The organism is Saprospiraceae bacterium, assembly GCA_016715965.1.
GTDB lineage: Bacteria > Bacteroidota > Bacteroidia > Chitinophagales > Saprospiraceae > Vicinibacter.
In genome coordinates, this window is sequence record JADJXG010000001.1 from 2,011,039 (window position 1) to 2,024,551 (window position 13,513).

The window sequence follows — 13,513 nt, forward strand, 5'->3', positions numbered from 1 at the left end:
AACAGGATATTACAAAATTTTCATTTTTTTTTGTCTGTACTAAATATCAATAGATCAATACTTTAGATTTAGTTTTCAAATGATTTTGAATTATTATACATAGATTTTATTGTAATATTTAAAAACCTTGTATATTTGCCCTTGAATAAAGCCCCCCAAAGGCTAAAACAGTTCTTTAGATCATAGCGGATAAAAGCGAATAAACTCGAATTATTCACAAAAGCTTTTTGCTATGTATCTTATAAAACAGATTTACACACTTTTCCTCACCATTTTATTGTGGAATGTTGTAGCAATTGGTTCCTATGCCGGCATCGTTTTTGATGGCTCGCCCGGGACCGCAGCTCCTCCAATCACACTGGGAGGATTTCAAATGAATCCATTTCCAACGGATACCAGACCTCTTTTAAATTTTGAAACAGAAGTTCCGGCCTTTCTTCCGGGAATTCCACCCATTGGTTTTACTCCGGCTCTCCAGCACAGGAGAGTAGGTGTAAATTGGGCCACCTGGAGTCATGGTTATACAGGAGATGTATATTCTTTAACACCTGGTACATCTGTGACCATCAGCCTGCCACCGGGTACTAGGGCTTTTTACCTTTATGCGGAAGGCAATGCCTTTAACATTGCCAATATTACCGCGATGGCCAATGATGGAACGAGTTCAGGCCCAATCCCTGTGAACGGAGGATCTGGTGCTACTTATTTTGGCTTCTACACCACCTCCCAGTCTTGTATGTTGTCCAGTATTATTGTTAATGTAAGTCCGAATGCAAATGGATTTGCCATCGGTGAGTTTGCCATTGCCTGCGTGCCTTATTTGGAGTGCCCTTCAGACATGACTGTTGCCCTTGGACCCGGATCCTGTGATACCAGTTTGTTTTGGCAACCGACGGCTTATAGTTATTGTGCAGATACTTTCTCTGGAATTGAGCCAGGAACTCCAATTAATGAAAACAATTGGGTTACACAACCTTCTGCCACAGGCTTCACATTTTTCGCGCCTGATTCGATACGGGTGGCAGGAAATCCTGCTGCCGGAAACAGGGATTTGTGCATTCGCTTTAGTTGTGCAGGTCGATTTTCATTTACGGTCAGAGCATATCGGACTGGGCCTTCTCCGGGAGGCTTTAACGGAGATCATGTTTTTATTGGCATTAACGGAGTATTTACCCAGTTCACGCCAAATACACCTGGCTCCACCCTCTATTTGAGTAACTACTCCACCAATGTTGATGTAGGAGACCTATTGTGCATACGCGTCGCGTCCAATGGTGCCGGTGCACAAACAGTGGCTACGATGGATGCGTTCATTTATTCCACTTTGGTGTTGGAGCAAACCAGTGGGCCTCTTCCCGCCACAGGCCTTCATCTGAACAATGGGACGTTTTTACCACCTGGAATTCATACGGTTGAATACGAAGCATCCGATTGTTATCAGGGTACAGAAAGCTGCAGTTTTAACATCACCATTTTGGATGCAGAACCTGTGATTACCTGTCCTCCGAATACTACGATCAATTTGGACAGCATGGACTGTTCAAGAATCTATTGTTACAATGTATCAGCCACAGACAATTGTATCCAGACCAGTCTTGATCTTCCAGGATATCAATTGATTGGAGTATACAATGGAAACAGCTATTTTATTTCTCCTCCGGGACCGGCCAATCATCTGCATTGGCTGGAAGCCAATGAAACCGCCGCAGCTTTGGGTGGGCATTTGGTAACCATTGAGGACGCAGCTGAGAATAACTTTTTAACTGCTGCTGTTCCATTTACCCTTGGAGTTGCTGAAAATCACTATTGGATCGGAATGCGGTACAGTCCCTCGCTCGATCAGTACAAGTGGATCACCGGAGAACCTGTCAACTATACCAATTGGGGTGTAGGGCAACCCGGCATTATACCGGGAGTATATGCTTGGTTCTGGGATCTTGTGGGAGGAACCTGGTGGGATTCTCCTTCCATTTTATTTAGAAGATATATCATTGAATTTGAAAATGGACTTCAAATCAAACAACTTTCGGGAATTCCAAGTGGAAATCCGTTTCCTCCGGGTATAACTACCAATGTATATTCAGCCATGGACGAATATGGGAACATGGATCAGTGTTCTTTTACTGTCAATGTCATTGGATCGTCCAGCATGTCCTGTAAAAATATCAATGTTTCATTGGACGAATTCTGTCAGGTGGAAATTACCCCGCAAATGTTATTGACGGGATATTATGCCTGTTACGATGTTTTTCAAGTAGAACTAAGCCATTACAATCATATCATTCCAAATCCTTTGGACAGCCATTTTCTGGGTAAAACCATTGTCGCTAAAATTACGGACACAACAACCGGCAACAGTTGTTGGGGAAATGTGTATGTAGAGGACAAGCTAGCCCCTGAGGTAATCTGTCGGGATATACGGGTGAGTTGCAAGCAATTTGAGATCGACAGTTTGATTCCGGCGGCCTCATTTGATTGCAGTGATTATACGGTGAGATTATTGGATCAGCAGGTGGAGAGTTTGCATTGTGATCCAGAGCTGATCAAGCGTGTACGCCGTTGGTGGATATCGAGAGATGCGCAGGGAAATGAAAGTGAGCCGTGCATACAGACGATTGAGGTGGAGCGATTGGATATTTACGATGTGTGGTTTCCGGATGAAAGTGTGATTTTGGAATGCGACCATATTGATTCTTTTGATGTCAACGGACATCCACATCCGTACGTGACGGGTATACCCTATTATCAGCATATCTGGCCGATCTGGCCGACGGTGGACTTTTTGTGCAATGTGTATGTAGATTATGTGGATACTGATTTGGGCAAGATAGGCTGTACACGCAAGATCATGCGTACCTGGCGGGTGCGCGAGTGGTGGTGCAGCGAAGAATTGGAGAACTTTAGTGTACAGATCATACAGATCCAGGACAACATAGGACCGAGAATCAAGCACATCCATTATGATTTTGAAGCGACGACCAGCCACAAGAGTTGTGAAGCAGATGTGGTCATACCCCGATTGATGCGTACGACGCCTGTCACAATGATTTGCGGATAGATGTGGTATATCCGGGCGGAGTGTTGGTGGATCAGAATGGAGGCAGGGTGAGATTGCCGGTAGGCTTGGATACGATTATCTATCGGGTATATGATGGGTGTTATAATTTGACAGAAGATACATTGTATGTGACCGTCAAAGACCACACAGAACCGGTGGCGGTATGTGAAAGGAGGACAGTGGTGGCCCTGAATGATTCGGGTTTGAACTGGGTACCGGCCGAGGTATTTGACGATGGAAGTTTTGACGAGTGCAAGTTGCATCATTTTGAAGTGAGGAGAATGGATCTAAACCATTGTGGTACGATCGGAGAAGACGACTGGGGTCCTGAGGTACAGTTTTGTTGTAGCGATGTTGGATCCGGAGAGATCATGGTAGCTTTTAAAGCCATCGACATAAGCAACAATGAAGCGATCTGTATGGTGTTTGTAGAAGTACAGGACAAGGACATGCCAAGGATAACATGTCCACCGGATATCGATGTGGATTGTCGTTTTGATTTTGACATCAATCATCTGGACAGAAGTTTTGGAGATGTTGTGACTGCAGAAGCAGATCGGGAAATGATTGTAATAGATCCGGTGTATTGGCATTATATTTATGGACATCCACAGGATGGCATTGCGTACGACAATTGCAATCCGAATGTGACACACCGTGTGGACAGCAGTGGCATGAACCAGTGCGGCATGGGCACGATCATCCGGGAATTTACGGTGACGGATGACCAGGGCAACAGCGCGAGCTGCACCCAGCGGATCTATGTGGACAATCATCACAGGAGTGGACATATTACGATTAGCTGGCCTTATGATTATGAGACGAGCGATATCTGTGATTCGAGATTGTTGCATCCGGATTTATTGTCATACCCATACAATTATCCGGTGGTGAGCGACGATGAGTGCAGCATCATAGGGATGGATTTCAAGGACCATGTATTTTCATCGACGGTACCGGGAGAGCCATGTTTTAAGATATTCCGGGTGTGGAAAGTGATCGACTGGTGTTATCGGGATCAAAGTGGAGATATCCTGATATACATAGACACACAGGTGATCAAGGTGAGCAATTATGTGGATCCGGTGATCTACAGATTGTGTCATGACACGACGATCTGTACGTATGATGTGGAATGTCGTCCGATACCGGTGAGACTGAGTATAGGAGCGAGTGATGTTTGTACAGCGAAAGAGGAGTTGTTGTATCGCTATAAGATAGATCTGGACAGCGATGGTACGATCGACATTGTGCGCACGTCGATAGGAGATAGTACGGCGAGTGGCACCTGGCCATTGGGCAGACATACGATCAAGTGGGAAGTGGAAGACAGATGCGGCAACACGGCCAAGTGTGAGTCTCAACTGAACCTGATCAATTGCAAACCGCCGACGGCGTATTGTCACAGAGATCTGAGCATCGGATTGACGGCAATGGATCTGGATGGCGACGGCATACCGGAGACAAAGATGGCAGAAGTGTGGGCCAGTGACATCAATGTCAACTCAGAGCACGGCTGCGGTTATGACATCGTGTTTAGCTTTAGTTCGGATACGACAGACAAGGTGAGATTTTACAATTGCGACAGCTTAGGTCCAAGAGAAGTGGAGTTGTGGGTGACGGACATCAACGGCAATCAATCCTTCTGCAGGACGATCATCATCATCCAGGACAATCCGCAGATACCACCTGCCTGTCCGGGCAATCTGAAAGATGTGGTTGTGAGTGGATTGATCCGGACGGAGGCAGACCGGGAGGTAGAGGAGACACAGGTGAGTCTGGAGACCAGTGCACTGCAAAAAGTGAAGACCAATTACGAAGGCAGATATGCATTTTCACCGATGCCGACGGGAGGAAGTTATGAGGTGAAGCCGGAGAAGAATGACGATTGGAGCAATGGAGTGACGACAGCCGACATCATCAGGATCCAGAAACATATACTGGGAGTGGAAGAGATGACGAGTCCATATCAGATGATAGCAGCAGATGTCAACAGGAGCAAGTCAGTTACAGCAAGAGACATATCAGATTTGAGAAAATTGATCTTGGGTAGTGCGACAGAAATCAAAGGGAATACGAGCTGGAGATTTGTACCGGTGAGTTATAGTTTTGTCAATGCGGCAGAAGCATTGGAGGACATTCATCCGGAAGCATACAAGATCAGTTATTTGAACAGCGATTTGAAAGCGGACTTTGTGGCGATCAAGGTGGGAGATGTGAATGAATCAGCGCGCACCAGAGGAGCCAATGGAGTGAGCAGCCGTACGGGCAAGACATTGGATCTGAATTATGCAGATGTTGAAATGAAGAAAGGGGAGTTGTACGAGATACAGTTGGTGTCGAGCAACATCGAGCAGTTTGCAGGATTCCAGACGACCCTGGAGCTAAGTCCGGAGTTTGGTCAGATTGTGGAGTTGAGTCCCAACCGCCACAATGATTTTGGAGAAGAGCATTACAGTCTGCACGCGTTGAACAGTGGACGTGTGAGCATGAGCTGGGATGGGCAAGCGAAAAATGAGGAGAGATTGTGGAGCATCAAAATTCGAGCGGCACGGGATGGCAGATTGTCAGACATGCTTCGATTGAATTCCACGATCACAGCCTCGATGAGCATCGATGCCAATCAGACAGAAGGAAGAATCGAACTGCGCAGCAGGGGTCTGTTGGAGAAAGAGTTTGTGCTGATGCAAAACGAACCCAACCCATGGAAAGAACAGACCTCGATTGGCTTGTTGTTGCCAAGGGCAGGTACGGTCAGACTTACGATCTATGATGCGACGGGAAGAGTGCATCTGAAGGCAGAAAGAGAAATGAGCAAAGGCTATCAGGAATGGATTCTGGAAGCGGGTATCTTGAGCAGTTCAGGAGTGTATTACTATCAGGCAGATTATGAAAGCAACACGCAGACCAGGAAGATGGTGATCCTGGAATAAGGGAGAAGAACATAGAAATGCAAAAGCAAATCGAGAGGCGGGAAAAATCCCGCCTCTTTTTTTTATTTTGATATATAATTATTAAATATTAAAATAATTTATATATTTGCAGTGGATTTCGACTATTCTCAAAAGTACATTCTTGGAATTAATTCGGATTTAGATTACTTCTAAATTTCGCATTTAATGAAAACTACGACTTACAAAAACCAAATCATTGGATTTGGTTTCAAGGAACATTCTTTTATTAAAAGATTGCTTGACTTTAAATTTCAACCGAGATTTCAAGTTCAAAATTTACTGTTCATCTGGCTTTTGTATTGGATGTACCTGCCAATGCAAGGCCAAAGCACCTGCGGTACAGGGGATGTTCTGGTGCTTGACAATTGTTTGGGTCCCGTCAATGATGCTGATTTTGCAATAGATGAATGTGTTTTGAACGGAGTTGGAATTTGGTATCAGTACACGCCAGCTGTAACCGGATCGTATTTGATTTCGGCCATGGGGAACGCAGATTTAAGCATTGTCCTAAAATCCAATTGTGGTGGAACACCGATTTGCATTAATAATTTTACAGCGGATTTTGAAGTGGGTACGAGGGTACTCGGGGCAGGGACCACCTATTTTATAGCGGTCGAAGCCGCATCAGCTTTTGATCTTGAATCCATTTGCATTTACCTTTGTGAGAGCCCAATGATCAGCGATTGTCCAACAGATATCAATGTGACAACGGATCCTGGCGAATGTTCAGCCATTGTAGATTATATTGTGACAGCCTCGGGAAATCCTGATCCTAATTTTATGTACATCAAAACCTTGGTTCCTACCCAGGAGTCCGGCAATGGTACCGGGGCCAATACTGCATTTGGATTAGGATCTACATTTGTGGAAGTGACAGCGACCAATGCATGTTTGCCCAATGATTTTTGCTCATTTACTGTCACGGTGGAAGATATAGAAGAACCACAAATAACTTGTCATCCTCCACAGGTCAGAATGGTCAATCCCGGATTGTGTGTGTATTCTACCATGGGAGATGAATTTGATCCTGCGTTGGTAACAGACAATTGCGCCGTCGATTATCTGGAAAACGACATCAATGGATTTTCCTCTTTAAACACCTTTGATTTTGCGAAGGGAATACATCTGATTACCTGGGTAGTTTATGACGCTGCCGGTAATTCGAATCAATGCAGCATGAGTCTTGAGGTCATAGACGATGAGACTCCGGAGCTGGTTTGTCCCAACGATACGATTGTATATTCTGAAACTTTTGTTTGTCCTTATACAGTGGTGGGAGTGGAATTTGATCCCGTCATCATGTTTGACAATTGCGAAATTGTAAGCATTTACAATGATATTAATTTGAGCAGCAGTTTGCAGGGTCATTATTTTCCAAAGGGCAGTCATCAAATCAATTGGTTTATTGAGGATGCTTCAGGGTTTACAAACAACTGCAGTTTTGAAATCACGGTAATGGATACCGTTAAACCCTGGTTGGATTGTCCGGTCGACACGACGGTTTTTATCGGAGTTGGCAACTGTGAACTGGATGTTGTAGATGGTATTTTAGATCTCATCAGGATCATTGAAAACTGTGGCATATTGTCTGTGGTCAACAACATCAACGGAGACAGTACCCTCGATGGGCATGCATTTGAAGACGGACAATATCTTATTGAATGGACGGTAACCGATATTTGTAACAACACATCGAGTTGTTCTTTCCAATTGACGGTGCCCAAGGCTGAAAATTTATTGGTCTGTAAAAATCTCAATGTTTCATTGAATGAAAATTGCGAAGTTGAAATCACTCCAAGGATGATGCTAACCAATGGAATTTGTGCAGAAGATGTGGTGATCGAATTAACACACTACAACCATCCTGTTTCAAATCCAATTACGGAACATTATCTGGGAAAGACATTGGTAGCAAGGGTTTTGGATACTTTAACCGGCAACAGTTGTTGGGGAAATGTGTACGTAGAGGACAAGCTGGCTCCTGAGGTAATTTGTCGGGATATACGGGTGAGTTGCAAGCAATTTGAGATCGACAGTTTGATTCCGGCGGCCTCATTTGATTGCAGTGATTATACGGTGAGATTATTGGATCAGCAGGTGGAGAGTTTGCATTGTGATCCAGAGCTGATCAAGCGTGTACGCCGTTGGTGGATATCGAGAGATGCGCAGGGAAATGAAAGTGAGCCGTGCATACAGACGATTGAGGTGGAGCGATTGGATATTTACGATGTGTGGTTTCCGGATGAAAGTGTGATTTTGGAATGCGACCATATTGATTCTTTTGATGTCAACGGACATCCACATCCGTACGTGACGGGTATACCCTATTATCAGCATATCTGGCCGATCTGGCCGACGGTGGACTTTTTGTGCAATGTGTATGTAGATTATGTGGATACTGATTTGGGCAAGATAGGCTGTACACGCAAGATCATGCGTACCTGGCGGGTGCGCGAGTGGTGGTGCAGCGAAGAATTGGAGAACTTTAGTGTACAGATCATACAGATCCAGGACAACATAGGACCGAGAATCAAGCACATCCATTATGATTTTGAAGCGACGACCAGCCACAAGAGTTGTGAAGCAGATGTGGTCATACCCCCGATTGATGCGTACGACGCCTGTCACAATGATTTGCGGATAGATGTGGTATATCCGGGCGGAGTGTTGGTGGATCAGAATGGAGGCAGGGTGAGATTGCCGGTAGGCTTGGATACGATTATCTATCGGGTATATGATGGGTGTTATAATTTGACAGAAGATACATTGTATGTGACCGTCAAAGACCACACAGAACCGGTGGCGGTATGTGAAAGGAGGACAGTGGTGGCCCTGAATGATTCGGGTTTGAACTGGGTACCGGCCGAGGTATTTGACGATGGAAGTTTTGACGAGTGCAAGTTGCATCATTTTGAAGTGAGGAGAATGGATCTAAACCATTGTGGTACGATCGGAGAAGACGACTGGGGTCCTGAGGTACAGTTTTGTTGTAGCGATGTTGGATCCGGAGAGATCATGGTAGCTTTTAAAGCCATCGACATAAGCAACAATGAAGCGATCTGTATGGTGTTTGTAGAAGTACAGGACAAGGACATGCCAAGGATTACATGTCCACCGGATATCGATGTGGATTGTCGTTTTGATTTTGACATCAATCATCTGGACAGGAGTTTTGGAGATGTTGTGACTGCAGAAGCAGATCGGGAAATGATCGTAATAGATCCGGTGTATTGGCATTATATTTATGGACATCCACAGGATGGCATTGCGTATGACAATTGCAATCCGAATGTGACACACCGTGTGGACAGCAGTGGCATGAACCAGTGCGGCATGGGCACGATCATCCGGGAATTTACGGTGACGGATGACCAGGGCAACAGCGCGAGCTGCACCCAGCGGATCTATGTGGACAATCATCACAGGAGTGGACATATTACGATTAGCTGGCCTTATGATTATGAGACGAGCGATATCTGTGATTCGAGATTGTTGCATCCGGATTTATTGTCATACCCATACAATTATCCGGTGGTGAGCGACGATGAGTGCAGCATCATAGGGATGGATTTCAAGGACCATGTATTTTCATCGACGGTACCGGGAGAGCCATGTTTTAAGATATTCCGGGTGTGGAAAGTGATCGACTGGTGTTATCGGGATCAAAGTGGAGATATCCTGATATACATAGACACACAGGTGATCAAGGTGAGCAATTATGTGGATCCGGTGATCTACAGATTGTGTCATGACACGACGATCTGTACGTATGATGTGGAATGTCGTCCGATACCGGTGAGACTGAGTATAGGAGCGAGTGATGTTTGTACAGCGAAAGAGGAGTTGTTGTATCGCTATAAGATAGATCTGGACAGCGATGGTACGATCGACATTGTGCGCACGTCGATAGGAGATAGTACGGCGAGTGGCACCTGGCCATTGGGCAGACATACGATCAAGTGGGAAGTGGAAGACAGATGCGGCAACACGGCCAAGTGTGAGTCTCAACTGAACCTGATCAATTGCAAACCGCCGACGGCGTATTGTCACAGAGATCTGAGCATCGGATTGACGGCAATGGATCTGGATGGCGACGGCATACCGGAGACAAAGATGGCAGAAGTGTGGGCCAGTGACATCAATGTCAACTCAGAGCACGGCTGCGGTTATGACATCGTGTTTAGCTTTAGTTCGGATACGACAGACAAGGTGAGATTTTACAATTGCGACAGCTTAGGTCCAAGAGAAGTGGAGTTGTGGGTGACGGACATCAACGGCAATCAATCCTTCTGCAGGACGATCATCATCATCCAGGACAATCCGCAGATACCACCTGCCTGTCCGGGCAATCTGAAAGATGTGGTTGTGAGTGGATTGATCCGGACGGAGGCAGACCGGGAGGTAGAGGAGACACAGGTGAGTCTGGAGACCAGTGCACTGCAAAAAGTGAAGACCAATTACGAAGGCAGATATGCATTTTCACCGATGCCGACGGGAGGAAGTTATGAGGTGAAGCCGGAGAAGAATGACGATTGGAGCAATGGAGTGACGACAGCCGACATCATCAGGATCCAGAAACATATACTGGGAGTGGAAGAGATGACGAGTCCATATCAGATGATAGCAGCAGATGTCAACAGGAGCAAGTCAGTTACAGCAAGAGACATATCAGATTTGAGAAAATTGATCTTGGGTAGTGCGACAGAAATCAAAGGGAATACGAGCTGGAGATTTGTACCGGTGAGTTATAGTTTTGTCAATGCGGCAGAAGCATTGGAGGACATTCATCCGGAAGCATACAAGATCAGTTATTTGAACAGTGATTTGAAAGCGGACTTTGTGGCGATCAAGGTGGGAGATGTGAATGAATCAGCGCGCACCAGAGGAGCCAATGGAGTGAGCAGCCGTACGGGCAAGACATTGGATCTGAATTATGCAGATGTTGAAATGAAGCAAGGGGAGTTGTACGAGATACAGCTGGTGTCGAGCAACATCGAGCAGTTTGCAGGATTCCAGACGACCCTGGAGCTAAGTCCGGAGTTTGGTCAGATTGTGGAGTTGAGTCCCAACCGCCACAATGATTTTGGAGAAGAGCATTACAGTCTGCACGCGTTGAACAGTGGACGTGTGAGCATGAGCTGGGATGGGCAATCAAAAAATGAGGAGAGATTGTGGAGCATCAAAATTCGTGCGGCAAGGGATGGCAGATTGTCAGACATGCTTCGATTGAATTCCACGATCACAGTCTCGATGAGCATCGATGCCAATCAGACAGAAGGAAGAATCGAACTGCGCAGCAGGGGTCTGTTGGAGAAAGAGTTTGTGCTGATGCAAAACGAACCCAACCCATGGAAAGAACAGACCTCGATTGGCTTGTTGTTGCCAAGGGCAGGTACGGTCAGACTTACGATCTATGATGCGACGGGAAGGGTGCATCTGAAGGCAGAAAGAGAAATGAGCAAAGGCTATCAGGAATGGATTCTGGAAGCTGGTATCTTGAGCAGTTCAGGAGTGTATTACTATCAGGCAGATTATGAAAGCAACACGCAGACCAGGAAGATGCTGATCCTGGAGTAATCCGGGGATACAATAAACAACATGAAAAAGGGCGGAAGAAATTCCGCCTTTTTTTTTGTAGAAAAAGAGGATTTTGAATTGGTAAGGAAATCATTCATAACCAAGAGACTGTATCAGTGATAAAAAAATTCAGTTATATAAAATATACGGCAACAAGCATGTACAAATATTAAATATTTAATTGTAATAACCTAGACTTGATCTGACAGTTGGCGATAAAAAAGAATAATCCAACGCTTCAACAAAAGTAACAATTGTTCCGTAAAAGTCAAGAGCGAGGCAAGTTCCTTCGGAACTCTTGACATTTACTCCACAATTTAGTTTGTTGACGTTTACGCGTTGAATTACTCTATTCATGATCTTCTTTATTCAAAATGAGTTTCTAACATTTTATCAATTGCAATATTTTTTGACTCGATGTGAGTTTGCATAGGAGTTTTGCCAAAGCAATATTTTCCGGAATGAGGTCTGTCCGAATTATAGTAATGTAGCCAATCCTCCAAGTCAGCCTGTAGCTCTTCAATAGATTTGTATAACTTTTTACGGAAGGTAATGGCATAAAATTCATTTTGAATGGTGCGGTGGAATCTTTCACAGATACCATTAGTCTGTGGGTGTCGTGCTTTGATCTTAGTATGTTCAATATCCTCCAAACTCAGATAAAGTTCGTACTCATGATATTCTCTTTTTCCACAGTATTCCGTGCCACGATCGGTCAGTATCCTGAGTAGCCTGATTTGCTCATGTTCATAAAATGGCAGGACTTTATCGTTTAGCAAATCGGCTGCTACAAGAGCATTTTTACGATCATAGATTTTTGCCAGAACTACCTTAGAGTAAGTGTCAATGTAGGTTTGTTGATAGATACGACCAACGCCTTTGATATTGCCAATATAATAAGTATCCTGAGCTCCCAGATAGCCCGGATGATATGTTTCAATTTCACCTTGAGATTCCAATTTTTCTTTCTTACGCTCCAAGGCTACAACTTGGGCTTCTGTAAGAATTATTCCATCCTGGGCCACTTTGGCTTCGAGGGCCTTTAATCTCTTTTGGAAGGTCTCCAGATCGTGCCTCAACCAAACACAACGAACTCCACAAGGGGATACAAATATTCCTCTCTTAACAAGCTCATTTGCAACCCTTACTTGTCCAAAAGCTGGATTGTCAATAGCCATATCAACAACTGCTTTCTCTACTTCGGGAGCCACTCGATTCTTGACCAGTGGTTTGCTCCTGCTGACTTCGATTAAGGCCATTTCGCCTCCTGTGTCATACATCTCTTTAATCCTGTAAAAACTATCCCTGGAATACCCCATTATTTTACAAGCTTGAGATACATTTCCCAATTTTTCTGCTAAATGGACTAATCCCAATTTAGTTTTGATTAATTTTGTTTCTAATTTCATTTTCTGACAGTTTAGTGGTTAATTAATTATTTTTGACAACTTAAAATTAATCACTAACTGTCAGATTAAGTCTAAACTATTACAATTTAATTTAATAATCTAAAACGATTGATAGTCAATTTGGTCTGGTTTTTGATACTTCTTTGCCTGAATGAAACTTAAAAAGTGCATGGATCCAAACCCGATTGAAGGAATTGGTTTCCATGTTAAGCATATCATGAATCATTATTCAGATATTGGTAGGTTATACATTGGAGACTTTTATAAAGCAATTATAAAAGTTAAGGTAGATCTGCTTTCAGGAATCCCATATTTTACGCTACTCTTCAATTTACTAGTGAAATTTCACCATTCACTCGATGGTGTGATTCTTTTATTTTATGAGTTTGTAAAATCAGATTTCGTTTCCGGAATTAATATTAATCGGAAAGAGCTAAATCCCATAATCTACAAAAATCTGCATTATGTCCCATTTTTCATTCCCTAATAATGTACTTAAGGGTGCGTTTATAACA

At 44.2% G+C, this 13,513-nt stretch carries 6 protein-coding genes; 4 read left to right on the forward strand and 2 right to left on the reverse strand.

What is annotated here, in order from left to right:
* Positions 1-232 precede the first annotated feature (232 nt).
* From IPM48_07700 to IPM48_07710, 3 genes are all read left to right on the forward strand, one after another.
* Positions 233-3,058: a hypothetical protein gene (locus IPM48_07700; protein ID MBK9271466.1), complete on the forward strand. Its 2,826-nt coding sequence runs from the start codon at positions 233-235 to the stop codon at positions 3,056-3,058.
* Positions 3,049-5,991, forward strand: coding sequence for a T9SS type A sorting domain-containing protein (locus IPM48_07705; protein MBK9271467.1), 2,943 nt, complete (start codon positions 3,049-3,051; stop codon positions 5,989-5,991). Before IPM48_07700 ends, IPM48_07705 begins: the two co-directional genes overlap by 10 nt.
* A 186-nt stretch (positions 5,992-6,177) precedes the next feature.
* On the forward strand, positions 6,178-11,589 hold the full coding sequence (locus tag IPM48_07710) for an HYR domain-containing protein (protein MBK9271468.1): 5,412 nt from the start codon (positions 6,178-6,180) through the stop codon (positions 11,587-11,589).
* A gap of 177 nt (positions 11,590-11,766) precedes the next feature.
* Here the strand turns inward: IPM48_07710 and IPM48_07715 are convergent, their stop codons facing one another.
* A complete protein-coding gene (locus IPM48_07715) occupies positions 11,767-11,946 on the reverse strand; it encodes a hypothetical protein (GenBank protein ID MBK9271469.1) in 180 nt (59 codons plus the stop codon).
* An 8-nt stretch (positions 11,947-11,954) separates the two neighbouring features.
* Positions 11,955-12,998 (reverse strand): IS481 family transposase, encoded by a 1,044-nt coding sequence (locus tag IPM48_07720; GenBank protein MBK9271470.1) that lies wholly within the window; start codon positions 12,996-12,998, stop codon positions 11,955-11,957.
* A gap of 151 nt (positions 12,999-13,149) precedes the next feature.
* Here IPM48_07720 and IPM48_07725 point away from each other — a divergent pair, with 151 nt between their 5' ends.
* Positions 13,150-13,485 carry a hypothetical protein gene (locus IPM48_07725; protein MBK9271471.1) on the forward strand — a complete coding sequence of 112 codons (336 nt, stop codon included), beginning with the start codon at positions 13,150-13,152 and terminating at the stop codon, positions 13,483-13,485.
* The last annotated feature ends 28 nt before the right edge of the window (positions 13,486-13,513 follow it).

Bases quoted from the DNA above. Each gene is read 5' to 3' on its own strand.
- IPM48_07700 (MBK9271466.1), top strand. From the start codon at position 233: ATGTATCTTATAAAACAGATTTACACACTTTTCCTCACCATTTTATTG.
- IPM48_07710 (MBK9271468.1), top strand. From the start codon at position 6,178: ATGAAAACTACGACTTACAAAAACCAAATCATTGGATTTGGTTTCAAG.
- IPM48_07715 (MBK9271469.1), bottom strand. From the start codon at position 11,946: ATGAATAGAGTAATTCAACGCGTAAACGTCAACAAACTAAATTGTGGA.
- IPM48_07720 (MBK9271470.1), bottom strand. From the start codon at position 12,998: ATGAAATTAGAAACAAAATTAATCAAAACTAAATTGGGATTAGTCCAT.
- IPM48_07725 (MBK9271471.1), top strand. From the start codon at position 13,150: ATGAAACTTAAAAAGTGCATGGATCCAAACCCGATTGAAGGAATTGGT.